The 25573-nt window shown below is 62.6% G+C and carries 17 protein-coding genes; 2 read left to right on the top strand and 15 right to left on the bottom strand.

The window, feature by feature from the left end; genetic code table 11:
• Window positions 1-59: 59 nt before the first annotated feature.
• The 5 genes from bglB to ACZ2HM_RS22265 form a co-directional block, all read right to left on the bottom strand.
• Entirely contained in the window at window positions 60-1175 is a 1116-nt protein-coding gene (bglB, locus tag ACZ2HM_RS22245; protein WP_069063857.1) for a beta-galactosidase BglB, read from the bottom strand.
• Window positions 1176-1181: 6 nt separating this feature from the next.
• The gene (locus tag ACZ2HM_RS22250; RefSeq protein WP_470427065.1) at window positions 1182-4181 is read right to left on the bottom strand and encodes a glycoside hydrolase family 35 protein; all 3000 of its coding nucleotides are present in this window, start codon (window positions 4179-4181) and stop codon (window positions 1182-1184) included.
• An 8-nt stretch (window positions 4182-4189) separates the two neighbouring features.
• Entirely contained in the window at window positions 4190-4504 is a 315-nt protein-coding gene (locus tag ACZ2HM_RS22255) for an L-rhamnose mutarotase (RefSeq protein ID WP_069063856.1), read from the bottom strand.
• A 72-nt stretch (window positions 4505-4576) separates the two neighbouring features.
• Window positions 4577-6097, bottom strand: a complete 1521-nt coding sequence (locus ACZ2HM_RS22260; RefSeq protein WP_470427336.1) for a rhamnogalacturonidase — start codon at window positions 6095-6097, stop codon at window positions 4577-4579.
• A gap of 7 nt (window positions 6098-6104) precedes the next feature.
• Entirely contained in the window at window positions 6105-7298 is a 1194-nt protein-coding gene (locus ACZ2HM_RS22265) for a rhamnogalacturonan acetylesterase (RefSeq protein ID WP_470427066.1), read from the bottom strand.
• 329 nt (window positions 7299-7627) lie between these two features.
• Between ACZ2HM_RS22265 and ACZ2HM_RS22270 the strand changes: the two genes are divergently transcribed.
• A complete protein-coding gene (locus ACZ2HM_RS22270; protein WP_470427067.1) occupies window positions 7628-10570 on the top strand; it encodes a TonB-dependent receptor in 2943 nt (980 codons plus the stop codon).
• A 76-nt stretch (window positions 10571-10646) separates the two neighbouring features.
• Here the strand turns inward: ACZ2HM_RS22270 and ACZ2HM_RS22275 are convergent, their stop codons facing one another.
• The 9 genes from ACZ2HM_RS22275 to ACZ2HM_RS22315 form a co-directional block, all read right to left on the bottom strand.
• Window positions 10647-11423 carry an IclR family transcriptional regulator gene (locus ACZ2HM_RS22275; RefSeq protein ID WP_037480355.1) on the bottom strand — a complete coding sequence of 259 codons (777 nt, stop codon included), beginning with the start codon at window positions 11421-11423 and terminating at the stop codon, window positions 10647-10649.
• Window positions 11424-11506: 83 nt separating this feature from the next.
• Window positions 11507-12703, bottom strand: coding sequence for an MFS transporter (locus ACZ2HM_RS22280; RefSeq protein ID WP_470427068.1), 1197 nt, complete (start codon window positions 12701-12703; stop codon window positions 11507-11509).
• Between the two features lie 12 nt (window positions 12704-12715).
• Window positions 12716-13249 (bottom strand): DUF3237 domain-containing protein, encoded by a 534-nt coding sequence (locus ACZ2HM_RS22285; RefSeq protein ID WP_052027836.1) that lies wholly within the window; start codon window positions 13247-13249, stop codon window positions 12716-12718.
• Window positions 13250-13304: 55 nt separating this feature from the next.
• Window positions 13305-15674, bottom strand: a complete 2370-nt coding sequence (locus ACZ2HM_RS22290) for a TonB-dependent receptor (protein ID WP_037480359.1) — start codon at window positions 15672-15674, stop codon at window positions 13305-13307.
• A gap of 73 nt (window positions 15675-15747) precedes the next feature.
• Window positions 15748-16998: an SGNH/GDSL hydrolase family protein gene (locus tag ACZ2HM_RS22295; RefSeq protein WP_470427069.1), complete on the bottom strand. Its 1251-nt coding sequence runs from the start codon at window positions 16996-16998 to the stop codon at window positions 15748-15750.
• Window positions 16983-18734, bottom strand: a complete 1752-nt coding sequence (locus tag ACZ2HM_RS22300) for a tannase/feruloyl esterase family alpha/beta hydrolase (RefSeq protein ID WP_470427070.1) — start codon at window positions 18732-18734, stop codon at window positions 16983-16985. The genes ACZ2HM_RS22295 and ACZ2HM_RS22300 overlap by 16 nt, the downstream gene beginning before the upstream one ends.
• Window positions 18731-19636 (bottom strand): ROK family protein, encoded by a 906-nt coding sequence (locus ACZ2HM_RS22305; RefSeq protein WP_470427071.1) that lies wholly within the window; start codon window positions 19634-19636, stop codon window positions 18731-18733. The genes ACZ2HM_RS22300 and ACZ2HM_RS22305 overlap by 4 nt, the downstream gene beginning before the upstream one ends.
• Window positions 19633-20775, bottom strand: a complete 1143-nt coding sequence (locus tag ACZ2HM_RS22310) for a glycoside hydrolase family 68 protein (RefSeq protein WP_470427072.1) — start codon at window positions 20773-20775, stop codon at window positions 19633-19635. The genes ACZ2HM_RS22305 and ACZ2HM_RS22310 overlap by 4 nt, the downstream gene beginning before the upstream one ends.
• A gap of 292 nt (window positions 20776-21067) precedes the next feature.
• Window positions 21068-22072, bottom strand: coding sequence for a LacI family DNA-binding transcriptional regulator (locus ACZ2HM_RS22315; RefSeq protein WP_470427073.1), 1005 nt, complete (start codon window positions 22070-22072; stop codon window positions 21068-21070).
• A 232-nt stretch (window positions 22073-22304) separates the two neighbouring features.
• Here ACZ2HM_RS22315 and ACZ2HM_RS22320 point away from each other — a divergent pair, with 232 nt between their 5' ends.
• Complete coding sequence (locus ACZ2HM_RS22320; RefSeq protein ID WP_470427074.1) at window positions 22305-23717, top strand: MFS transporter; 1413 nt, start codon at window positions 22305-22307, stop codon at window positions 23715-23717.
• A gap of 192 nt (window positions 23718-23909) precedes the next feature.
• Here the strand turns inward: ACZ2HM_RS22320 and ACZ2HM_RS22325 are convergent, their stop codons facing one another.
• A complete protein-coding gene (locus ACZ2HM_RS22325; protein ID WP_470427075.1) occupies window positions 23910-25556 on the bottom strand; it encodes an alkaline phosphatase D family protein in 1647 nt (548 codons plus the stop codon).
• Window positions 25557-25573: the final 17 nt, after the last annotated feature.

Consider the following 25573-nt stretch of genomic DNA (forward strand, 5'->3'; position numbering starts at 1 on the left):
TCTGGCCCTGGACGGCGGCGCTCCTTCCAAGACCCGCCGCCGTCCAAGCTCTCATTATGTCAGATATAGCTGCGCAGAAATTCACCCAGCGCGCAGATGGCGAGGCTCTGGCCATAGGGCATGGAGGTCAGCGCAATATCCTTGTAGAATTGCTGGGTGTCGCCCATCGCGGTGCCAAAGCTCACCTGCTGCAACTCGCCCGCATCGTCGATATTGGCCAGCACGCCGCGTACCGCCTTGATGCCGACAGCCTCATAATGGCGCGGGAGATAGCCCTTCCGCACCGCCTTAAGAATGCCATAGGCGAACCCGGCCGTGGCCGAGGCTTCCAGATAGCTGGTCGAATCGACGATCAGCGTGTGCCACAGGCCCGTATCGGCGTCCTGCGTCTGCGCCAATGTCTTCACCTGGGCGGCCAAAGTGTCGATCAGGAAGGTGCGGAACGCATCACCCTGCGGCAGATCCAGTATCTCGATGATTTCAGGGATGGCGATCGTCACCCAGCAATTGCCGCGCGCCCACAGCGCTTCTGCAAAATTATGACGACCGTTGAAATCCCACCCATGGAACCACAGGCCCGTCTTGGTATCGAACAGATATTTGATGTGGATGAGGAATTGGCGCTTGGCTTCCTCGACATAATGGGGGCGGTTCAGCAGCAGGCCGATCTTGGCCAGCGGCAGCACCGACATCATCAGCGTGTCGTCCCACATTTCGCCCGGATTTTCGTCATTATAGACGATATGCTGAAAGCCGCCCTCTTCGGTCTTGGGCAGGCCATCATCCGCCATCAACCATTCGGCCCAAGTGTCGAGATAGGGAATGTAGCGCGGGTCCGGCTCATGCTCATACAGGTATGCGAGCGTGATGAAGGGCGCCATGGTGTTGATATTCTTGGTCGGCGTGCCTTCGGCAAAGCGATCCTCGAACCATTGCTTGATGATGCCCAACGCCTTTTGGTCGCCGGTCTGCTCATAATAACGCCACATGCCGAACAGGCCGATCCCATGGGTCCATTCCCACCCGGCCCAACCCTTGGTGTCGATGATGCGGCCATCCTCCAGATGGAGCAGAAACTCGCCGGTCTCGTCCTTGATATTGACGAGATTGTCCATCAGCCGGTCGATGGCGTCGACCACTTGGGCGCGCGGGACATCATGATTGAGTGCGGCCACTTATTATTACTCCTTAAGGTCTGAAGGTGCGTTTGGCGCGGTAACCATCTGCACTGGCAGACCGCCTTTCACGGAATGAAGGGTGACGAGGCGCACGGCTTCGAGCGCATCGCCTGGCTGGCCATCGGATGTGACGGCCAGCGCGACATGGTTCTTGCCCCGGTGGTTCAATATGCCTTCGGGAATGGGGAAGGTGCGTTGCGGCCCGACATGGGCGATGAACTGCCCCATGTTCCAGCCATTGACGAACATCAGCACGCGATAGCGAACCGGCGATCGCGGCTTGGTCGCGTCGCCGAAGCTGAGCGCGATGGTCGCGTCCTGCCCCTTGGGCACGGCCAGGTCGAAGCTGGTGCGATACCAGCTGGTTCCCGCTTCTGCCTGCGTGGCAGGGACCGCAGCTTTCGCCCAGCGCTTGTCATCGAAGCCGGGCAGATGCCATCCCATGCGCTCGCCATAGAGGCCGCCATTATTGGCCGGACCGCGGACAGGATCAGCCAGCGTCTCGCCGCCCCGCTTGCCCTGAATCTTCCAGGCGATCGGCACGGCAAAGCTGCGTCCACTTGGGCCACCTTCCAGCGACGCGGAGATCAGGCCACGGGCCTCCTTGTGGAAATCGTCGCTGTCCAGATCCCAATTATGGCCATTGTTGCGGACCATGACGGACAGGATATGCTCGCCACTTTGGGCACTGGCGGGCAGGGCAAAGCGCGCCGTGCCGGTGGTGATTGGCCGCGGCAGGCCGCCCGGCGTTTCCGCCTCGCCGATAAATTGCCCGTCGACCCAGGCCTGGACAAGGCCAGAACCACCCGCACCATAATAGAGCGACAGCGTCTTGGCATCGGGCGTTCCAGTGAAGCGGCCACGATACCAGACATCGCCATCATGAAAGCCATAGGCGTCCATGCCCATATTGGGTTGGCCGTCGGGGCGGGCAGTGATGCTGGCCGATGAGCGATTGTCGATCCCCTGCCAGTCGCTATCGTCGAAGGCTGGCTCTGCTTCGGGCGAACCCTTGGCCATTCGCCAGTCGGTGAGCGCAGGCAGCGCGAACGTAGCAGGACCGGCAAGCGGCTGCGTGGCCGCAAGGCTGCCCGATGGCGTGGCACGGGTGACGATCTTCGTGCCGTTCCACGTCACGCTGCGGATCGCGCCCGGCGCCCAGATTTCGAGCGGACTTTGCGTCGCGGTGTCTCCGGTCAGGGCCAGCGTGCCGCCCTTCACCGTCGCATGGCGCACCAGTTCAGGGCCATGGATCAACATATCGCCCTGCCGCCAATAGCGGACGGCTTCGGCTTCGTCGCCCAGGATCACCGTCAGCGGCGGCCGCCCGCCGCCCTCGATCTGCACGATCGCGCGGCCTTGATGGCTGTAGCTGAGTTTCAAGTCGCCCTTCGCCGCGTCGAAACGGCTGGTGGCTTCCCCCTCGATCACGGTCACGGTCGGCGCGCTGGTGTAGCGCAGCACGGTCTCGCCCGGCTCCCCAGCGCGGCCATAGAGCAGCAGCAGGTCGCCCTTATCCTGCCGCTGCGCCGATTGCAGTTCCGACGTGGAATAGACCAGTCTTTGCCCACCCAGTGTCACGCCCGCGACCAACCATTTCGCGTCAAAGCCATTGAGGCGCATCGGCACGGTATAACGCCCATCGGGCAGGTCGGCAGTAAAGGCGAAGCTGTCGTTCGTCTGCCCGTTGGACGGCTTGTGCGTCACCATCAGGAAACGAGCGTCGGTTTCAGGGCTTTTATTATGGTAAATCTGGATATTGGGCGACGTGATCTCGACCGGCCCGGCCGAAATCATGCCCGCCAGATCGGGGACGGACGCGATGAGGCCGCCCAACTGCTTCATCTCCTGCGCCTTTTCGCGCAGCGCACGGGGTTCGGAAATCGCCGCGCCATAATCATAGCTGGTGAACACCACCGGGCCAGCCAGCCAGCCCCAGCTGGTGCCGCCATAGGTCATGTAAAAGCTCTGGATACCGATGCCGTTGGCTAGGTTGGTGCCATAAAAGACCCGCTGAAACCGCTTGCCGCGCTGGATCGCGTTGCACTCATAGCCGCCGTTCGACCCCCAATAATCGAACCAGCCACCGCCAAACTCGGCCGCAAATCCCGGCGTGTCGGGGGAAGCCGACGCGCCGCCCTTCGCCCCGCCCGTGCCATAATAGCCCCAATCGGGCGCTGCGACATCGCGGGTGGGCTGGCCGTTGACGGTGCAGGTGCCGCCCGGATAGCCATCGAACGCATACATGTCGTTGGGGCCGGTGACGACCTTGTCGACCGTCGAGGATTCCGGCGTCCAATAGCCATTGCGGCCCTGATCATTGTGGAAGATCGGCACGGTGATGCCGTCGGCGCGCGCCTTGGCATAGAGGTGATCCATATAGCGCCGCTGTGCGGGCGTCGTCAGCGCCAGTTCGTTTTCGATCTGGTGCAGGATGACGCCGCCCTTGCGCTGCTTGTCCACATTGATCTGGTGCCGCGCGATGATCGGGTTGATTTGGCTGAGCCATTCATCGACGGCCTTGAGATAATCCGGGTCGTCGGTGCGCGCACGCGCGCGCTGGTTGACCAGCCAGCCGGGAAAGCCGCCGCGCGACAGTTCGGCATTCACATAGGGACCGGCACGGGTGATGACGTAGAGGCCTTCCTCCTCCGCCATGGTGAGCAGCCGGTCGACATCGCGGATGCCGGTAAAGTCGTACACGCCCTGTTTCGGGCTATGATAGCCCCAGTCGAAATAGAGGGCGACGGTATTGAACCCGCTCGCCTTCATCTTCTGCAATATGTCGCGCCACAGGTCGGGCGAGGGCAGGCGGAAGGGGTGGAATTCCCCGCCCCAGATGATCTTGCGCTCGCCATCGATCATCAGCGAGCGCGCATCATAGGAGACGCGGCCAAAGCTCTTGACCGGGGCGGACAGGTTGGCGGTGGGCTTGGCAACCTGCGCCATCGCAGGGATCGCCAGGGCGGAGCCCAGCAGCAGGGCGGCAATTAGGGAGCGCATCGGTCGGATCAATCCATGTGGAACAGCAGGGGGAGCGGCCATTCCTTAGGTCTATTGTCCGGCTCGACCTCCATCAACGGCGCCATATAGGCCCACCATTTCTGCATCACGGGATGATCGGGCAGCGTGTCGCGCTGATTCTCCGCCGCCAGCGTCAGCACAGCGAACAGGCTGAGCGTATCTTCATCCAGAAAGATGGAATAATCGGAAATACCCGACTGGCGCAGCAGATCGGACAGTTCGGGCCATAACTCGTCATGGCGGCGACGATATTCGTCCACGACGCCGGGCTTCAATTGCATCTTGAAGGCGTGGATCGACATCTCGGCTCTTCCCCTATAAACCACATTATGGAACCTTTGACCTATATTTGGTAACATCGTCCCAATTGTTCGTCAACGCCACAGTGGCGTGTTTCGCACCGTCAGATGCCGCACATCGTCGAACAGCAAGGGCGGACGCTGGTCGGGCGAGCGTGTCGCCGCCGAGAACCGCTCGATCGTCAACCGCTCCGCGTGCCGCGCCCACAGCGCCCAGGCGGGCAGCACGCCGAACATACTGGGTTCCGGATAAGCGTCGGCCAGTTCGCCGGGCCGCCGTGCGGCATCCTGCGCCGTGCCGCCGCCCTCATAGTCCAGGTGGATATCGCGCAACGTCACGTCGCGGATCGGATGGCCGGGCAGGCCCGCAATCGTGGCCGGGAAGCGATGATCGATACCACGCGCATCGACCTCGCTTATCTCCACATGGCGGATCGCGCCGATCCCTGTCCCCTCCGGCCCGCGCCGCCGGTCGCCCAGCCGCAGGAAAAGGGGCGCGGTAGTAACGTCGCGCATGGTCAGCCGATGCGCGACGATATGCTCCATCACCCCGCCATCCACCGTCTCCAGTGCCAGCCCCCGGCAGCGGGTGAAGCGGCAATCCTCGATACGGATATTGCGATAACCGCCATTGCTCTCGGTCCCCAGTTTGATCCGGCCCGTGACGCGATCCTGATCGGGGGCGATCTGCTGGCGGGTCGTCCGGGTGCCGTCGATCAGCGATCCCATATCATAGCCCGACACGTCACAATCGCCGATCAATATGTCTTCAGCGGCGATCGCCCGCCCCAGCGCATGGCTGCTCTTGATCACGATGGCATCGTCATTGGGCGAATTGACGCGGCAGCGCTCCACCACCACGTCGCGCACGCAATCGAGATCGATGCCGTCGCGGTCGGTATCGATCGTCAGCCCATCGATGCGCAGCTTTTGCGTACCCGTGGCCAATATGGCGAAATGCCCGCCCTTGCGAATGGTGAAGCCCGACAGGCGGATGTCGCGGCCATTTTTGAACGCGATCGCCTTGTTGCCCTTGCCAGCCATCGCAGCGGCGGTCGGTTCCAGGTCATCAATCTGCGCCTGCGTCATCGCCCGCATCGACAGCGGACGCTCGCCTGCCTGGCGCTTCCAGCGCGCGCCGGGGCCATCGCGGGTCAGGCCCGCGCCATCGATTGCGCCGGGGCCAAGGATAGCGACCTTCCGCACATCATCGCCCCAGATCAGGCTGTTGTGCCAATGGCTATGGCCGAAATCCTGATACAGCTGATCGATCCCCTCTTCGGGCAGGTCATAACGCCCGGCATGGCGCGCCGGATCGGCCGCCTCGATCACCGCACCTTCTCCCAACAGCAAGGTAACGCGGCTGCGCAGCCGGATCGAGAAACACAAATAGCGCCCGCGCGTCAGCAGGACGGTGCCGCCGCCGCCGCGCGATGCCGCCTCGATCGCTGCGTTGATTGCATCGCTGTCGATCGCAATGCCGTCGCCGCGCGCACCATGATCCCGCACATCGAAGCGTCGCGCGGCATGGGCGGGGAAGGGCAGGGCCGCCAGAGCGAGATTGGCCAGTCCCAACGCTAGATCGCGGCGAGTCATGTCCATGTCAGTTCCCGGCCGGGCGCTGATCGCTGTGGATCAGGCTTGGGACAATGGCGACCTGCGCTGCCGTGGGGGGCTTTGCAGGCGCGAAGGCACCGGCGCTCACATGCGGGGCAAGCGCAGGGATGGTATCGCGGATGCGCTGCGCCACGGCGCTCGCCAGCAACCACGCGCCGTAGTTATTATGATGCGTCTTGTCCTTGCCGCCATCGTTGAAGGCTGCGGGCGCGACATCGGGGCCAAGCGCTTCATAGATGGCGCGGCTGTCCGCGTTCAGGTCGATCAGCGGGACGCCATCTTCCGCCGCGACCTTCCGCACCGCCGCCGCATAGTCGCTCAGCGTATCGATGATCTTCCCCTGCGCATCGAAATTGCGCCGTTCGGGCGATGTCACCAGGACTGGATGCGCGCCGCGCCGTCGCGCTTCGGCGATATAGGCGCGCAGATAGGCGGGGTAGGTCGAATCCGGCGCGACCCAGGTCTGCGGCCATTGCTGCTTCTGGTCATTATGCCCGAACTGGATGAACAACCAGTCGCCGGGCCGCATCGCCGACAGCAGCTTGTCGAAGCGTAAGCTGGTCAGGAAAGATTTGAGCGTCTCGCCCGACTTGGCGTGATTGGCGACGACGATCCGGTCATCCAGCAGCGCGGCCAACATCTGGCCCCAACTCGCCGCGGGTTCCGCATATTGATCGGTGACGGTGGAATCTCCCGCCAGAAAGATCGCCGGGGCCGTGACCGGCTCAACGCGGATCGACCGGACCGCCGGTTGGCCGAGGAACTCCAGCGTCAGCTTGTCGTCCCAGGTAAATTCCTGCGCATCCCGCCCATCGATCCGCACCCGGTCGCCACCCGGCGCCGTGGGCGGTGGCGGCGGCAGCGCGGGCGTGCGGACATCCACCAGGAAACGGCGCTCGACTTCCTCTCCTTTGCGGGTGCGTACAGAGCGCAGCATCAGGCGACGCGCCTCGGCCTTGACCGTCGTATCGCCCGCCCGCGTCCGGTCCCCCAATCGCACGGTCACGCGATAGCGGCCTTCGGGCAGCGCGATGGAATAGGCAAAACCCTGCGCATTGCCGCCCGGTTCGACGCCGTGGCTTGCCGCCTGATAGGGTTGCAACGAGTCGCGGTTAAGGACGATGGTCTCCCCCCCGCCAGCGGCCGCCAGCATCAGGAAGAGCGCAGCGCTGGACGGCATGACATGGGCCTTTGCAGAAGTGCAAGAGCGGGGGAGCGCCACGAAGGCCGCCACGCTCCCCCCAGAATATCGGCCCGTGCAGAGGCCAATATCTATCCCGCTAAATAGGTTTATAACCCATATATAGGGATTTTATCAGGGTCAATCGCTTTTCATCCTGCTTCTCCTCATGGGGATGATAGGAATATCCCACAATGTGGATAATAAAATCACATGATGATTTTTCTTTCCATTTCATAACTCTCGATATAAGATGACACCGTAATCCACATAGTGGGACATTCGGATGTCATCGGGGTGATGTCAACCGGTCAATAGGGGAGGAAGTCATGTTGCACACCCGTTCCGCATTTGCGCGCCGCAGCTCGGCCATCGCGATCGCCACCACGCTGCTTGTGGCGGTCCCCGCCATCGCCCAGGATCAGTCCGTCGCCGATCAATCCGAAACCGCCGATATCGTCGTCACTGGCTTCCGCGCCTCGCTCGACAGCGCGCTCGGCATGAAACGCCGTGAAGCGGCAGCGATCGATTCGATCGTCGCTGAAGACATCGGCAAATTCCCCGACTCCAACCTCGCTGAATCGATGCAGCGCGTTCCGGGCGTCGCCCTTGCGCGTGGCGATGGTGGCGAAGGCCGCAACATCTCGGTCCGTGGCCTCGGCGCCGGGTTCACGCGCGTCCGCATCAACGGTATGGAAGGCACGGCCCAGACCGGCGGCTCTGACATTTATGGCGCAGGCAATAATGGCCGCAGCTTCGACTTCAACGTGTTCCCCACCGAAATCTTCTCGGCCCTGTCGGTGCGCAAGACACCCTCGGCCGATATCGAGGAAGGCTCGCTCGGTGCGACCGTTGACCTCTCCGCGCCCAAGCCCTTCGATCAGAAGGATGACTTCGTCCTCTCCATGACGGCGCGTGGCGTCTATAACGAACTGTCGAAAAAGGTCGATCCGCGCGCGTCGCTGCTGGTTTCCAAGCAATTTGGCGATAGCGGTTTCGGCATATTGGCATCGGTCGCCTATCAGCAGCGCAACCTGCGGGAAGTCGGCTATTCTGCGGTCGATCTGTTGCCTGCCAATATCAATGGCGGCTTCTGTTCGCCGCTGGGCGCACCGATCAATACGGCAGGCCAGACGCCTGAACAATTGGCGACGCGCGGCGTAACGGCCGCAAATTGCAGCAACGGCAATCCGCGCACCAGCACGCAGGCGGCCTATGACACGATCCAAAATCTGCGTCGCGAAGGCGCGGAAGGGACGCCTGGCAGCGGCGCCTTCTTCCCCCGCCTGCCGCGCTATCTCAATAGCGAGCAGAAGCAGGAACGGATCGGCGGATCGTTGACCCTGCAATATCAGCCGGACGACCAGACCGATATCTCCGTCGACTTCCTCTATTCGCGGTTCGAAGTGACCCGTCGCGACAATTATATCGCCGCCGTGTCCTTCGCGCGTAACGCCTCAAACCTGGGTCAGCCGATGACGTCGGTGCGCGAAATCGAATTCGACGAGAATGGATCGCTGGTCCATGGCGTATTCGACGGCGTCGATGTCCGCTCCGAAGGACTGGTCGACAATTTCGTCTCGACCTTCAAACAGGCCAATGTCAATTTCAAGCGCGAGCTGAACGACAGCCTGACCGTCGACGCGATCGTCGGGTTCAACCGCTCGATCTGGAACGGCAAGAAGCGCCTGCAAACCTTCATGGATGCCGTCGATGTCGATGGTTTCTCGATCGACTTCCGGGATGGCGGCAGCACGCCGGTTCTGGGCTTTGGCACGGATGTCGGCAACCCCGGCAGCTTCGCCTATGCGCCGCCGCTCGCCGATGGCACCGTGCGCGGCGGCTTCAGCTTCCAGGGCAAGCCGTCCCGCAACAAGACCGACAATCTCACCGCTGGCGCGAACATGACGTGGAAGGCGAGCGAAGCCTTCTCGATCCGGGCGGGCGGCCAATATCGGCGCAGCGACTTCCTCTCCACCTTCCTGCGGCCCTTCAATGCCGACACTGTGGTCCGCGCCCTGCCGGCCGGCACGACGCTGGCAGATATCACGACCACCATCGGCGGCGTCGACAAGCTATGGGGCAATGGTGCGCCCAGTGGCTGGGCAGCGATTGATGCCGAAAAATGGGCTGATACGTTCGGCTTCGATGCAGTACGCTATTGCGGCGTCGAATGTGGCGGTGGCCGTAGCCGGGTCCGCGAAGAGGTGACGAGCGGCTATGTGATGGCCAATTTCGACCTTGAAGATGCTATCGGTTTCAGCGTGCGCGGCGATGCAGGCGTGCGCTACGTCAAGACCGACATGTTCTCGTCGGGCTATATTCAGGTCGCCAGCGCCACGACGCCCACCGGCCTTGCGGGACGGTTCGCTGCCGCTCGAAATGTCTATGACGACTGGCTGCCGTCCGCCAATGTCGTGATCGAGCCGATGCAAAATCTGCTGGTGCGCTTCTCCGGTGCGAAGGTGCTGGCGCGCCCGGAACTGGGTCTGCTGACCCCCACCAGCGGCGTCAATCCGGTCACCCGCGTCGGCAATATCAACAATCCCTTCCTCGACCCGATCCGTGCCAACACGTTCGACGTCGCGGTGGAATGGTATTTCCGTCCCGGCTCGCTGCTATCTGCCGCCTTCTTCTACAAGGATATCAAGAGCTTCGTTCAGAATGTGAACAGCCTCATTCCGTTCAACCAGTTGGGCCTGCCCAATGGTCTGCTCGAAAACAGCAACACCGACCCCAGCGAACCCTTCAACGTGTCGCAGCCGTTCAATACGCCGGGCGGCCCGCTCAAGGGTATCGAGCTGAATGCGCAGATACCCTTCACCTTCTTCGACGGTTTCCTCGGCAATTTCGGCATGCTGGCGAACTTCACCCATGTCACGTCGAAGATCGACTATATCCTCGCCAGCGTGAACGGTGTGCCGACCGTGACCACCACGGCGGACCTTGTCGGCCTGTCGAAGAACACGGCGTCGGGCACCCTCTATTATGAGGATGAGAAGTTCAGCATCCGCACCACGGGCAATTTCCGCGATAAATTCATTCGCGGCATCCCCGCCTCGCCGGGCAGCGATCTGGTCGGCAATGCCAAGACCTTCTACATGGACGCATCGGCCTCTTTCGCTGTGACCGATCGGCTCAAGTTGATCGTCGAAGCCCAGAACCTGACCGATGAACAGAACCGCCTCTACACCGACAGCGTGCGGCAGGACACTTTGTTCGAAACGCGCATCGGCCGCACCTTCACCTTCGGCGTGACCTACCGGATGTAAAGACATCCTCTCCCCCAACCTAAAGGGCGCGATCATCACAATGATCGCGCCCTTATTGTTTCTGGGGAACGTTCGTTCAGCGCGGGCCGCTATAGCCTACCGCAGCGCTGATCTGCTCGGCCGACCGCATCACTTGCAGCGCCAGCGTCGTGCGCAATTCATCGGTCAGATAATGGGCGGCGCTGGCGATAGAGATGGCGATGCAGATATTGCCCTTCGCATCGCGGATCGGTGTCGCGATCGATCGGACACCGTCACCCAATTCGCTGTCATGCAACACTTCGCCCCGCGCCTTGTGGCCCTGCATTTCGGCGATGAAAGCATTGATCGCCGCGCGCGACGGCTTGCCGCCCTTGGCCGCGACATAAAGCCGCTCCCAGGTCGCTTCGTCCTCGTCCAGCAACAGCGCCTTGCCGAGGCCCGTTTCCGCGATCGGCCGACGATCGCCCGGTGCCGTCGCCACGCGCAGCCGCTGCGTTCCCGTCACCCGATCGAGATGGCGGGAAAAATCCCCCTCGCGCTTGCCCACGAACACGCAAAAACCGCTGCGTTCGGACAATAATTCCATGAATGGCCGGGCAATCCGCACAAAGTCGATCTGCTCAGTCGCCAGCACGCCCAACTGCAGCAGCTTCGGTCCTAGCGCAAAACCATCCCGCGTCACGGCCAGATAGTTGCGCGACTTGAGCGCCTGCACCAGCCGGTGCGCCGTGGTCTTGCTCATGCCCAGTTTACGGGCCAGGTCAGCGGCGCGAATGGGGCCGTCAATCACCTCGTCCATGATGTCGAGCGCGCGCATCAGCGTCTGCGTGCCCTTGACGCCCGGTTCCTTGCTGTCTTCGCTATCGCTCATATCATGTTCGCCATGCGTCCCAAATAAAGGAACGTCTATCCTTCAAATCGGCCCGCCTGTCAGCAGATTTGTGCGGTGCGCGCTCAAGCCCGATAGTCGAGCGCGCCCCGCTTTGCCAGTTCGCCGCTCGCCGGATCGAAGATCATGTTGAGCACCAGCCCCACCGCCAGCACGGCCGCAAACAGCGTCGCGAGGTAGAAGCCATAAATGGCATCGCCGAAATAATCGCCGATCAACCCCATTGCCAGCGGTGCCACCACCGCACTGACGCAGGTGAAGAACAGGATGACCCCCGAAATCGCGCCATGCTGGGGCTTTGGAAAGCAACTGATCCCCTTGGAATTGAGCGTCGGATACAGCACCGACATGAACAGGCCCGACAAAGGCAGGGATATGACTGCCAAGGGCCGCCCGCCAAAAATGGCCAGCGCAAAGCATATTAGGATGGCGATCCCGCACGAGGCCAGCACCGCGGTCCAGTTGAATCGCTCCAGCAGCCAGAAGCCGGCAAAGCGGCCGATGACGCGCAGGATGAAGAAGATCGACAGCGCATAGGCCGCCCATTGCCAGCCCGGCCCCGCATAGCCCGCCAATAATGTCGGCATCCACACATAGATGGCGGTCTCGACCCCCACATAGAGCATGATCCCGCTGCTGAACGCCAGCGCATAGCGATTGCGCATCATCGCCAGCATGTCGGCCATAGGCGCGCTGTCCGTTTTCGCCTGCACAGGCGGGTAGGGGACGCGCCAGGCGACGATCATGAGCAATCCGCACAGCGCCGCGGCAATCAGATAGAGCCATTTCCACGACGCATCATGCGACAGCAGATAAGCGACGATCGCCGGCCCGATGATCGCGCCGATGCCGAAAAACCCCTCGACCACATTCATGGTCGCCGTATGCGCGCGCGTCGATGTCGATATGTCGCCGATCAACGCCAACGCCGCCGTCTTGAAGATGCCGACCGCAAGCCCGCCGACGAACAGCAGGATCAGAAACAGGCCGAAACTGCTCACCCAAGCGAACAGGGACGCGCTCAAGCCGAACAACGCCAGGCCTACCAAAATCGTCGGCTTGCGCCCGAACCGGTCCGCCATCGATCCCAGCAAGACCCCGCCCAGCGCGATGCCGCTCATCGTCGCATAGTGAAAGGCACCACCCGCCGTCATGCCCAACCCGAACTCGCGGATCACCGACGGAATGATCACCCCGACCGATTCCGATGTCATCGCGAACATCAGGAACATCAAATAGGTGAGCCAACGAATGCGTGCCATCTGCCTGCGGTCCTAAATCAGCTTGTACATGCGTATGCGCACGGCGGGGGTGTCCATCTCCGGCACCGGGCCGACCGTCCCTGCAAACACGGCTTCGTTCAGCCAGGCGTGCGGGCCATTGGGTACTTCGAACACGGCACTCGTCCGCGCATAGCCCTTGCCCGCCACACCCTTGTTTTGGATGTGGATGACGGTGCCGTCGGCCTCCCGCATCAGATAGGCGGCCTCTAATTCGGTCATCCCGTCCGGGCGGATCAATTGCCAGTCCATGCCTTCGGGGAAGATGGTGCCGCTGATCCGTGGCCCTTTGAACGTGCCGCCGGTGATCGGAATGCGCACGCGCTTGCCATGCGGCGTCTCGCCAATCTCTTCGGGCGGGCCCAATGTCACGATCGCCTCATAGACGAATTCCGCCTTGGGGACGTCCTCTGGCACGGGCGCAGGCGCTGCCGCTTTAGCCATCACAGGAACGGCCGCCAGTGCGCCGGCGGCGAGCAACAGGCTGCGGCGCGTCTGCGGGTCGTTCGGGAATTGCCTGTCGGCCATGATGCTGCCCTTTCCGAAAAAATGGGACGTCCCGCACGGGACGCCCCACCCTAGCTTAGAATTGCATGCCGAGGCGCACGCCATAGGTACGCGGCGGATCATAATTGGCGGTGGTCGAACTCCACACCGTCACCAGATTATTGGCCACGCGCTCATCCTCCAGATTGTTGACGAAGCCGGTGATCGACAACTGCCCATCTTCGGTTTCATATCGCAGGTTGAGGTCGGTCTTGGTATAGGATGCCCGGCGGCTCTGCGCATAATTTTGGATGTCGCTGAACGTCCGCGACTGGACATAGAAGTCCACGCTCGGCGTCAGGCTACCCGCACCGCCCAGGTCGAAGATATGCGCATAGCTCACCCGCGCGCTCCACTTCGGCGCATTGGGCAGTTCATTGCCCGACACGTCCCGCACGACATTGGTGGGCAGGGGCAGGTTGCCGAATGCACCCGTGACGCCGTTATAATTGCCGCTGCCCGAATTGAGATTGTCCGATGCCGTCGGGAACGACCGGATCTTCGCGTCGAGATAGGAGACGAAGCCGCTGATCCGGTCATTGCTCGTCGGCCGGATGATCGCTTCCAGCTCGATGCCGCGCAAACGCGCCGTCGCGGCATTGGTCGTCACCGCCGACACCTGGTTGGTCAGCGGATTGAGCACGATGCTCGATACCTGCAGATCCTTATAGTCCATGTTGAACGCCGTGGCGGCAAGGTAGAGCTTGCCTCCCATCAGCGAGCTACGCACGCCGATTTCGTAATTGGTCACGGTTTCGGGCTGATATTCCCGGAACTCCGGCGCGTTGCCTGTGGCTTCGAGGCCACCGCCACGAAAACCTGTGCCAACGCTGGCATAGGCCAGCGTTTCTGGCGTCAGCTCGTAATTCACGCCGGCCTTCCAACTGACGTTGGAAAATTTCGCTTCCGGCCGGTTGGTGTCATCGGTCAGGGCATAGACGAAGGGAATGCCGGGACAGGTCGTGGGCGTGATATTCTCCAGCGTGATCGTGTCGCCGGGACAGACCAGCTCGATATTGCGCTGGTTGACCTGTTCCCAGGTCGACCGCACGCCGCCCAGGATCTTCAGGCCCGGTGCGAGTTCATAGGTGCCCTGGCCGAACACCGCCTGCGACTTGGTCCCCTGACCGCGATAGGAGGTCACGACATCGACGCCGCTGATGGTCGTGATATTATTGCCCGTGCCCGCGACCTTGGCGATTCCAGCCGCATTGAGGATGCTGCCGAACGGCGCAGGCGCTGTATCGCCGGCATGCAGCAGGCGCGTGCCCGATGGCTGCTTGTCCTGATAGAGGAAGCCGCCCAGCACCAGATCGAACCGGCCCGCATTATAATTGACGTTCACCTCATGCGATTGGGTTTCGGTCCGACGGTTGATATTCTGCTGCGTAAACACGCCCGTTGCGGCATCCACGCCATTATTCTTCAGCACCGAATAGCCCGCCAGATAGGTGAGCGACAGCGCGTCGGTCGCCTGCCAAGTCAGGCGCGACCGGGCGGCATAATATTTCAGGTCCATCTGATTGTCGGTGACCAAATCCTGACCCGGATTGACGACTTCATCATAGATGGTCTGGATCGGGCCGAACGTGCCCGCCGCGATGTTGGCATCGGGATAGACGTTGCGGCTGCGCATATAGGTCAGCGGGATCGTGCCCTTATTTTCCCCATAGTTGAGCGACAGGCGCCAGGTCAGGCTGTCGCCCAGACGCAGGATGCTGTTGACGCGCAGCCCGGCCTGGTCGGTCTTGTTGTAATTCTGTCGCGCGCCATATTTGCCCTCGAACCCGTCATCAACCTGGCGATAGGCGGCGATGCGCAGGGCAAAAGCGTCACTGATCGGCAGGTCGACGGCGGCGCGGGCGCGCACTTCGTTGAACCGGCCATATTGGATATCGGCATTGAAGCCCAGATCCTTGCCCGGATCGGCGGTGTTGATATTGACGACGCCTGCGGTCGCATTGCGTCCATAAACGGTGCCCTGCGGCCCGCGCAGCACTTCGACGGAACCAAGATCGAACAGGCCGAGCGTCAGCACGGCGGCGGACGGATCATAGATGCCGTCAATCTGCGTCGCGACCGTGGAATAGCCGCTGAAGCTGTTGTTGCTGCCGATGCCGCGAATGGCAAAGCCGTTCTGGCTCGATTGCAGGCCCGGCACCGTGCTGGTCAGCGCGGCGGCGGAATCAATGCCTTGGCGGGTCAGGCTATCCTGCGACACGACGCTGATCGCGACCGGCGCCTTGGACAATTTTTCGGAGGTCTTTTGCGCGGTGACGATGATGTCGCCGCCATAACTATCGGCCATGTCCGTTTCAGCCTGCGGCTGCGCTACGTCCTGCGCCAGCGCGGGGAAGGACAAGGCGGCGACACTGGCGCCGACGAACAGAAATGAGAAATGCTTCACGATACTCTCCCTTTTTATGGAGGCTTGGATCGTCACCTTGTCTCGATCCAAGTCCTTGTTTTCATGCTATGATTTAGAAGTTGAAATGGTCCCATGCGGCCTTGGCCATGACGGCATAGCCCTCGTCCGACGGGTGGAGTTTGTCGCCGCAATCATATTGGGCGAGGATATGGTCGGGCGCGGCGGGATCGCGGACGGTGGCGTCGAAATCGATCACGCCGTCAAATTCGCCGCTGGTGCGGATCCACTGGTTGATGGCCTGGCGGATCACTTCCTTGGCAGGCGTCGCATAGCCCGGAAAGGTCGAACCCAGGAACGGCGTCAGCGTCGCGCCATGGACCTTGATGCCTTGCGCCCGCGCCCGTGCGATCATCTGGCGATAGCCCGCGATCAGGTCATCGGCGGTGATCGTGTCATGCAGCCCGTCTGTGCGTGGATTGTCCAGACCGCTCAGCCCCAGATCGTTGATCCCTTCCAGCAGGACGATGTCGGTGACGCCCGGCACGGCCAGCGCATCGCGGTCGAACCGCGCAAGGCCGCTTGGCCCGACTTCTTCGCGCAACACCCGATTGCCGCCGATGCCCGCATTGGCGATGCCGACATTGGCGATCCCCTTGGCGTTCAGCATCTTGGCCAACTGCCCCGGCCAACCGCGCAGCAGCGGATCTTTGGCCCCAAAGCCATCGGTAATGGAATCGCCAAAGGCGACGATGGTCCGGGCGTCCTTGTCCGACTGCACCAATACCGACGTCACGATTTCACGGCTCGATACCGGCTTGGCACCGCGCAACGTCGCCGACCCGGTCTGGTCGCTCCCGATCGCCCATTCGGCGCGATGATTGGGGTCGGCCTGCGGCAAGATCACCTTGGTGGGCAGATAGACGCTGACCACGGCGACCGCGCCCGGCTTCACCTGCAACGGCAGCGGGTCGGACAAGAGGGGCGCTCCTGCAGGCAGCCGTACCGATCGCGCGCCGGAAAAGGTCAAAGGCCGGATGGTGGCCGCATCGATCCGGCCCTGCGCGTCGGCCAGGGCGATGGTCGCACTGCCGATCGCGACGTCGGTCGGCTGGGTATCGCCCGACAGGCGAACCTGAACCTTCGTGCCGCCCGCGCTCAGGCGCAGATGATAGCGGATGGTCCCCTGCACCTCCGGTGCCGGCTCCCAGAAATCGAACGGCAGCTTGGCGACGGGCAGGGAAGGGCTGGACGCCCAACTCGCGACCCAGCGGCCATCGTCCGCCGCCACCGCCTGCACCGGCAGCAGGGCCGCCTGCATCGCGATAACCCCAAGGGCAAGTCGGCCTATCATCCTCTTACGCATTCGAAGCTTTCCTTTTTCTCGACATCGCCCTGGCCCTTGTACCGGGCATAAGCGGGGTATCGGCAGATAGGTCGGGTACGGCCCGGCCACGGACTGGCCGCAGGGGCCACGGCATTGAGCTGTTCGGGCGCACGGCCCTGCTCGACCCAATCGACCATCGCGGCAAAGGCGTCATAGCGATCGGTCGATGGCCCGCCCTCGCAATGGTTCATGCCCGGCACAGGGAAGACGCGCACGGTGTCCGCGCCTTTGCCCGCATAACGGGCGTCGACCTCCCGATACCATTGCAGCGTGTCGTCCAGCGAGAAGACCGGATCTGCCGCGCCATGCGGCACGATCAGCTTGCCGCCAGCGGCCCGGAACCCATCAATATCGGGCGACCGCGCCGACATCATGTCCCAGCCCGAAGCCGGGAAGGGGGCCGCCACCCGATAGATGGCGTCGGCATCGCGATCGAAATCATAGCCCATCTGCCATTGCATCATGCCTTGCGGATCAGCCGCGACCAGCTTCGGCGGCGTCTGGAAGATCGCGGACAGGGCCGATCCGCCGACGACGATGCTCAACGCAGGGACGCCCTCCTTGGCCAGTCCCACTTTCCACACCGCCCAGCCCGGCTCTCCCACGCCGCCGTCCCAGGGAAAACGGACATAGAGGGGTGACCCATCGCTCTTGCGCGGACCGGACATGGACCGGACAAGCGCATCGATCTGCAAATTGGATAAACATTGTCCGTTTCGCTGTCCGGTACAGGCAAAACTGCGCAACACCGGCAGCACATCTTCATTGCCGCACTGGCCATAATGCGCGACCAGACCATCGGCCACGCCATCCTTGGCGTCGCACGCCTTCAGTATGGCCTGCCGCACGATCCCCAATTCGCTGGTCGAAAAGGCATTCGCCAATTGTCCGAAAGGTCGCACGCCATCGGGGCCGGGGGGCACCAGGCGTCCGAATGTCTGCACGTCCCAAGCCTGCGCCAACGCCGCACGCGGCAGCGACATGCCCGGTGCCGCCGCGACGATACCGTCAAACGCATCGGGATAGCGATGCGCGACCGCCAACCCTTCCTGGCCGCCTTTGGAACAGCCCGCAAAATAGGAATAGCGCGGTGCGCTGCCATAAAAGGTCGCGATCGCAGCCTTCGCCGCATCGGTCACCGCCCCCAATGACGCATAGGCATAGTTGCGCCGCGCTTGCGGGTCGAAGCCGAACGCCACCGCACCGCCCATGGCCGGGTCGTTGTTGACCGCATTGTCATGCCCGGAATCCTGGCTGACCACCGCATAGCCCTGGGCCAATGCAGGTGTGACGAGGCCAACGCCAGCCAACGCGCCCAACGCATTGCCAATGTCGCCATTGGTGCCACCGCCGCCCTGGAACAGGAAACGACCATTCCATTCCATCGGCAGGCGCAGATGGAATTTAATCGCATAGCTCTGACCATCCATGCCCTGCCGCTCGGCCATTACAGCCTGCACGTCGCAATGTGCTTTCAGCGGAACCGTGCTGTCATATTGAAAACCACGCGGATCGGGCGCAGGCGCTGGCCCTTCCGGGACGAACACAGCACTGGTCACCCTTGTCGAGGCGTCGGGCCAATGGCCTTGCAGTGTCGATGCAAAGGCGGCGCAGCGATCACCGACCGCTGCGGTCGGCGCGACATCGGTCAATGATGTGCAACCGCCCAGCGCCACGATCGCTGCGGCTATGCCGGAATAGCGCCATTCGTTCATGCTTGGCTCCCCCTCAACGCATTCTGACCCACGATGATCGCCCCCAATGGCCCCGCATCGCGCCCCAAGGCAGGCGGCACGATCAACGTCTCCAGCGCAGCGAGATCCAGCCCCGCCAGATAACCGCCCAGATTGGCGGCGACCGCCACCCGTATCTTCGCAAGCAGGGTCGGACGGTAATCGAGCACCCCGCCGCCTATCACCAGTCGCTGGGGCGACACGCACAGGATCAGCATCGCCACCCATTCGCCCAGTTCGCGCGCCACCCGATCCCAAAGCGGATCGTCATCGGGCATATCCGCCAGCGCGCCGTTCGCCCGCGCCGCCAGCGCCGGACCACCGACCAGCCCTTCCAGGCAATCGCCATGGGCAGGGCAGGCGCCTTCGAACATATCACCCGCCGTCCGCCGGATACGCATATGCCCTGCTTCGGGGTGAAGGCGGCCATGCACCGCCTTGCCATCGACCACCAGGCCAAGGCCAACGCCTGTCCCGATCGTTGCATAGCCATGCACCGCACATCCCATCGCCGCACCCCATTGCCCCTCGGCCAGGGCCGCGCCCCCGACATCCGTGTCGATGCCGACGGGCAGGGCAAAGCGGCGCGCAAAATGCCCATGCACATCCGCCCCCGCCCAGCCGGGCTTGGGCGTATTCTCCATGTGGCCAAAATGCGGACTGCTGGCGTCCAGGCATAGCGGCCCGAAACTGCCGATCCCGATCGCCGCGAACGGCGCCTCGTCCTGCCATGCCGCCAAGGCCGCCGAAATCTCGTCCAGCGTCTCTGGCCCTTCGGTCGCCCAGCGCTCCTGCCGCAGGATATCCTTGCCCCGCGCCAGCGTCGCGATACATTTGGTACCGCCCAATTCGACGCCCGCGATCATGGTTTCCGTTGTCGTCATGCCAGCCACGCCTTCTCGCCGTCGATCATAAGCCGCAATTCGGGGGCCGGGGTGCCGCCGAAATGCGCCCGCGCCTGCACGACATCGCGCGGCGGCTCCGCCAACCCGACCAGGTCGGCAAAGCTCTGCACGCATAGATCCGGCAGCACCAGCCAGCTATAGGCCTGGAACGGCGCGGACTGTGGGTTGCCGAACACCAGCCCCGACCCATTGAGCGGTTGCCACGGGCCAAACAGCCCGTCCGCCACCATCCCGTAAAGCCCGGTCGGTCCAACCGGGCCATCTGCCGCGAACACCTTGGTCTGGGTCGACCAGAACAGATAATAGCGCCCGTCCCGCATGATGACATGCGGACGTTCCAGCTCATTGTTCAGCCCATCCGCTTCGACCAGCGGCGGCAATATCTGCCACTCCTGGTCAACGACCCGGCGCGCAATGCCGACCGCCCCATTCCATGCCGACCGCGACCGGGCTATCGATCCGGCAAACAGGATATAGTCTTGATTGTCGGCCGGATCGCGGAAAAAGGCCGGATCGCGAAACGCCTTGATCGTGCCGACCGCACCGCCGCCTGCCATGTCGCGGCTGTAATGAACATCGTCCGGCTCCAGAAACTCGACAGGCTCCGACCAAGGCGAAAGCGCTATGGCGCCATCCCGAATGGTCAACCCTGCGCAAGTGTAGAATAGCCGCTGGGCAAAGCTTGTTTCCACCTCGCCCCGGACGCCGGCCACGGTATAATAAAGCGTGATCGTCTCGCCGTCGGGCGAAAGGATGGCCGAACCGGACCATTCGCGACTGCCGGGCGAAAAACCGTCTGGCAAAACCGGCCCCAGATCGCGCCATTCACCCTCGACGCGATGCAGCAGCCGCATTCGCGCCACGGCATGTCTGGCGTCGGGGTCGGGCAGAATGGGTGCCGACAGCGCGATGAACAGCGTGCCGCCTGCAATATCGGCCGGATGACCATCGACGGTCTGCACCGGCCAATAATCCCACAGGTCCAGCGTCTCGATGACGCGACGCTGCGCCGGGATGACCGGTGCGCAAGGCGCTGTAGCGCGATCGATGCGCTCGACGTCCTCTGCAGTCCAATGGCTCGTGGCAGGCATTTCGCTCATGCGGCGAAGCTCGCCCATGTCATGACCCCCGCCAAAGCGTGCAGTCTTTGGCGGAGGTCCGACTTCGCCCCGGCGGAACGAACGGCCGGAGAAGGCGCTGAAAGAGAGCGCAGGGCAGGATGGTCGTCATGGCCAAATCGACGTGCCGAACCCGGCACAATCCTTACATCAGCCCTCACCGATCATCCCCTATGCCCAGCTATCTTGTTGCCGCTCTGATATTTCCAAAAACAAACGTTTGCAATCTTAAATGCAAACGTTTGCAAAACTTTTTGTACAGCGGGGCAATCGCTTGGTTTCAAAAGGGGTTTTAGGCCGAAGCGCGCAATACGAGCGTTGGCTGAAGGGAGACGGAAGCGGCCTCCTCGCCTGCGATCCGGCGGAACAGCAGGTCGACCATCATCTGCGCGCCCAGCACGAAATTCTGCCGAATCGTCGTCAGCGGTGGCGTCGTCTGTTCGGCGATGAACACATCGTCATAGCCCACGACGGCGACATCTTCGGGCACGCGCAATCCATGGTCGGCAATTGCGCGCAGCGCATTGAGCGCAATCACGTCCGACGCAGCGACGATGCCATCCGGTGCGGCATCCTGCTTCAGATATGCCCGTACCGTCGCATAGGCGGCTTCGGCCGTGACATGCGAGGGCAGGACAGCGCCTTGCGGCACCCCAGCCTGTGCGATCGCCGCGTTGAAACCAGCAAAGCGGGCCGCGAATTCCGGCACCGCTGGATTGCCGACAAAGGTCAGCTTTTTCCGGCCTTGCGCCAGAAGATGCTGCGCGGCCAACCGTCCGCCCTCGAAATTGTCGGACCCCACGGTCAACTGGCTGTAACCGGGTATCGACGCCCCCCAGACAATCAGTGGGGCATAGCGGGCGGACACTGTTTCAATCACGTCGATCTGGTCCGATTGCCCGACGATGATGACGCCATCGACTTTGCCGGATTCGACAAAGGCCTTGAGCCATTGGTCGTTCGAGGGAATGACGCGCGAGAGCAGCAGGTCATAATTGCGATCTGCGAGCGCATCGGCGAGCGACGCGATCAGGCTCATGAAGAAGGGATCGGTCAGATGCTGCTCGGTTTCATGGCCCAGCGGCAATATCACCCCCACTGCGCCGGTCCGCTGCAGCCGAAAATTGCGGGCGGCGACATTGATCTGGAAATCATGCTCGCGCGCCAACTGCTTTATCTTGTCGCGGGTAGCGACCGCGACCAGCGGATTGTCGGCCAGGGCGCGGGACACCGTGGATATGGACACGCCGGCAAGTGCGGACAGGTCGGCAAGGCTGGAGGCTTTCTGGCGTTTCATCCACATATCCCAAATCGACCGCACCCATGCTTCTGGGCGTCGTCGTCCCGCTACAGGCGTTTGCGCTATAGGGCGATTTGTCGGATCGGCGCAAATGGCGCTTTCCTGCCCTGCGGCCAATGCGCTTGCTCACGCAGGCCGCAGAGTCGCCAAACTGTAAGAGAGCGCCACTAGGCGCCGTCCCCGAAATGTCGGCGCGCTGGATCGCAGGCATGGGTTGAGCGGACATCATGTGCTGACATCGTTGCGAGCGTCAAAGCAGAACCTGCACCGGCGAATACCGCTGCGCGAATGGGCAGGGCGCGAAGGTCGGCTGCTCGCTTATTCCTCCGGCAATATGGGTAAGGCGCTGCTCTTTTCCGGGGCCGATCTCACCATCCTGTTTCTCCTGACCGACCTGTTGGGCCAGTCGCCGACCAGCGCGGGTTCCCTGATGCTGGTCGCGGTGCTGGGCGATCTCGTCTTCGACCTGTTGGCGGCAAAGCTGGTTATCCGTCTGCGACGCACCGGGCGAGGTTATCGCTGGATGGTCGCCGCCGCCGCCATACCCTGCGGCGCGGCCTTCGCCTTGCTCTATGCCCTGCCAGCGCTCGGCGTGCGCGATCTGTGGATCGTGGCCGCCGGGTTGCTGCTGTTTCGCGGTGCCTATGCGGTGATCGACGTGCCGCACAATGCACTCATGGCGCGGGTAACCTCGGACAGCCGATCGCGCGGCCGCGTGTCGGGCTATCGCCTGTTCTTCAGCACGATCAGTTCGCTGGCGATCGCGATCATCCTCGCGCCGATGGTGCAGTCCGCCGGGCGGACAGGGGACTTCGATCGGCTTGCCGTGGCCGGTGTCATCGCCTGTATTCTCTTTGCCGCGACCATGATTCTTAGTGCCTTGGCATCGAACAACGGTTCGACGCCCCCACCCGACCCAGCGGTCGAGGGCGACGGCATTGCGATACCGTTGCGTGATCCCCTGATCCTCGCGCTGGCGCTACTCGCCTTCATCACCGGCTTTGCCATCCCGATGTTCAGCCGGATGCTGCTCTATATCGGCACTTATGTGATCCAGCGCCCGGACCTGGTAAAGATGCTGCTGCTGGGCCTCACCACCGGCCAGTTTTTGGGCGTTCTGGCCTGGACGTCGATGACCGGCCGGTTCAGCAAGGCGACCCTGCTGGCTGCAGGTCATGCCGTCTGCATTAGCGGCATCATGCTGTTCGCCCTGTGCCTCGCATGGCCCAATGCCCTGATCGCTTGCACGCTGCTGATCGGCTTCGGGTTCGCCAGCATCTTCATGCTGCCCTGGGGCTTGCTGGCCGATGCCGTGGACGTCGTCGCCTGGCGTCACCATCGCCGGTTCGAAACCGGGCTGTTCGCCTTCTATCTGGTGGTGGTAAAGGCGAGCGGTGCGGCATCGACGGCGCTGATCGGCTGGACACTGGGCTGGCTCGGCTATGTGCCCGAAACTATCCAGCCAGCATTGGTGCAGACAGCTATGCTCAGCCTGGGACTGGCCGTACCGATCGTCGGCAGCCTATGCGCGATAGGACTGATGCGCGCCAACGACATCAGCCATGCCCGCCATGCGCGCTTGCTCACGGCCCTGACTTACAGGCGCCAGCGCGCCGCGCGGCAACAATGTCCCCAGTTGTAAGAAGATCATGCGGCAAATGCAGATATTTGGCGGTGTCGCCGCACGCCACTATGCCAACATTCTCTGATTTGAATGTTCATGATGATGATCGTCGATAGACGCCGTGATGCTCCGCACCGACGGACGCGCGGCGTTTAGCATTTCCTCGTGTGCGAACCCCGCCATCCTGCAATGGCGGGGTTTGCCTATGCCTTATGCGTTCTGCAGCAGCTTCGCGCCGCGCTGCACGGTCATGCGGTGCGTGCCTGCAAGGTCGGTCGTGCGCGTGCGGATATCCTTCATGAAGTGCCAGGAGCCTGCGACCTGCTGCGGCGTTACCTCCAGCGAGACATAGCCGCGCTGGCTGGTATCGCAGAAGGCCATGCCCGGATTGACCGCACGGAGGGCGCGGGCGATGTCGGCTGGCGGCACGCCCTTGGCATAGGCCTCGAAGCCCGGTGAGGTAACGCTGTGCCCCGCAAATTCGACGCCGACCCTATGCTTGCTGTCGCCCTGGCCAGGGCCGCGTTCGCCCAGATTATAGCCCCAGGCGTTGTGGCTGTCGCCCGACAGGACGACAAGGTCGGCATCGGCCGCGAGCGCCGCGTCATAGAGGCGGTTGCGCGCCGCCGGATAGCCGTCCCAGCTATCCATATTATAGGGTAGCCCCGCCTGCGACGCGGCCACCGCACCGGCCAGTCTCGTGCGCACGATCGCCGGGGAATTGGTAGGCACCCAATCGGCCGCATTGGTTGGAAAACGGCCATAGCCCATGATTACTTGCTGTGCGAGTATCTGCCAGGCTGTGCCGTCCTTCTTGGACTTGCCCAGGCCATCATAAAGCCACTTTTCCTGCTCCGTACCCATCAGGGTGCGATCCTGCATGCTCCAGGCACCGTCGCGGAAATCGGCCAGCGCCTTGGCCAGGTCGCCGCGCCCGGCGACCGCTTCGCCGACGTTCAACTGCTTGTTGCGCGCTGTGATCCGGGTTTCAGGACGGAAGATGGTCGCCAGCGTACCGATCTGGAAACTGTCATACATCGCATCGGAGACGGGCATCCATTCACGATAGACCTTCTGCGCGGCCGCTTTGCGCACCGCCCATTCGCCTTCCATGTCGGGCTGATGATTCTCCGCGCCATCCCTATAGGCGTCATTGGTCAGTTCATGATCGTCCCATTGGGCGATCATCGGGAAGGCGGCGTGCAGCGCCTGAAGATCAGGGTCGAGCCGGTAGGAGGCGTAGCGCAGGCGATAGTCGGCCAGCGTCACCATCTCGTTCGCCGGTTCGATGATCCGGCCGGGAACGGCGTCTTCCAGACTGGGATAATGACCGCGATCATATTCATAGAGATAGTCGCCGCAATGGATGACCAGGTCGATATCGTCGCGCACGGCGGCATGGCCATAGGCGTTGAAGAAGCCAAAGGGCATGTTGGAGCAGGAGAAGAGGCCGATGCCGAAGCGCGACACATTACCCTGAGGCAAGGTGCGGGTGCGACCGATCCGGCTGATCGCGCCATCGGGCGCGATGAACCGGTAGAAATACCATTGGCCGGGTTGAAGGCCAGTGACGGTGATCTTCGCTGTGTGATCGGCATCGGCGCGGGCGGTGACTTCGCCGCCCGACACGACCTTGGTAAAGGCCGGATCGGTGGCGACTTCGGCCCGCAACTTGCTGTCTCCTGACCCGACATAGCGGGTCCAGAGCAGCACGCTGTCCATGCCCGGTTCGCCGCTGGCTACGCCATGGCTAAAGCCGCGCGCGCCCAATATCTGCGCGGCGCCGGGAATGGACAGGGCACCCAGGCCCAATATGCTGCCCTTGATGAGCAGGCGGCGATCGATGGTGAAGCGCATGATTGTTCCTTCCTCTC

Source organism: Sphingobium sp. KKT206, assembly GCF_055640555.1.

What these genes read in the sequence shown, in the direction of transcription:
- ACZ2HM_RS22270 (WP_470427067.1), top strand. Translation starts at nt 7,628, where the DNA reads ATGTTGCACACCCGTTCCGCATTTGCGCGCCGCAGCTCGGCCATCGCG.
- ACZ2HM_RS22315 (WP_470427073.1), bottom strand. Translation starts at nt 22,072, where the DNA reads ATGAAACGCCAGAAAGCCTCCAGCCTTGCCGACCTGTCCGCACTTGCC.
- ACZ2HM_RS22300 (WP_470427070.1), bottom strand. Translation starts at nt 18,734, where the DNA reads ATGAACGAATGGCGCTATTCCGGCATAGCCGCAGCGATCGTGGCGCTG.
- ACZ2HM_RS22265 (WP_470427066.1), bottom strand. Translation starts at nt 7,298, where the DNA reads ATGCCGTCCAGCGCTGCGCTCTTCCTGATGCTGGCGGCCGCTGGCGGG.
- ACZ2HM_RS22255 (WP_069063856.1), bottom strand. Translation starts at nt 4,504, where the DNA reads ATGTCGATCCACGCCTTCAAGATGCAATTGAAGCCCGGCGTCGTGGAC.
- ACZ2HM_RS22285 (WP_052027836.1), bottom strand. Translation starts at nt 13,249, where the DNA reads ATGGCCGACAGGCAATTCCCGAACGACCCGCAGACGCGCCGCAGCCTG.
- ACZ2HM_RS22310 (WP_470427072.1), bottom strand. Translation starts at nt 20,775, where the DNA reads ATGGGCGAGCTTCGCCGCATGAGCGAAATGCCTGCCACGAGCCATTGG.
- ACZ2HM_RS22275 (WP_037480355.1), bottom strand. Translation starts at nt 11,423, where the DNA reads ATGAGCGATAGCGAAGACAGCAAGGAACCGGGCGTCAAGGGCACGCAG.
- ACZ2HM_RS22250 (WP_470427065.1), bottom strand. Translation starts at nt 4,181, where the DNA reads ATGCGCTCCCTAATTGCCGCCCTGCTGCTGGGCTCCGCCCTGGCGATC.
- ACZ2HM_RS22305 (WP_470427071.1), bottom strand. Translation starts at nt 19,636, where the DNA reads ATGACGACAACGGAAACCATGATCGCGGGCGTCGAATTGGGCGGTACC.
- ACZ2HM_RS22295 (WP_470427069.1), bottom strand. Translation starts at nt 16,998, where the DNA reads ATGCGTAAGAGGATGATAGGCCGACTTGCCCTTGGGGTTATCGCGATG.
- ACZ2HM_RS22260 (WP_470427336.1), bottom strand. Translation starts at nt 6,097, where the DNA reads ATGACTCGCCGCGATCTAGCGTTGGGACTGGCCAATCTCGCTCTGGCG.
- ACZ2HM_RS22280 (WP_470427068.1), bottom strand. Translation starts at nt 12,703, where the DNA reads ATGGCACGCATTCGTTGGCTCACCTATTTGATGTTCCTGATGTTCGCG.
- ACZ2HM_RS22325 (WP_470427075.1), bottom strand. Translation starts at nt 25,556, where the DNA reads ATGCGCTTCACCATCGATCGCCGCCTGCTCATCAAGGGCAGCATATTG.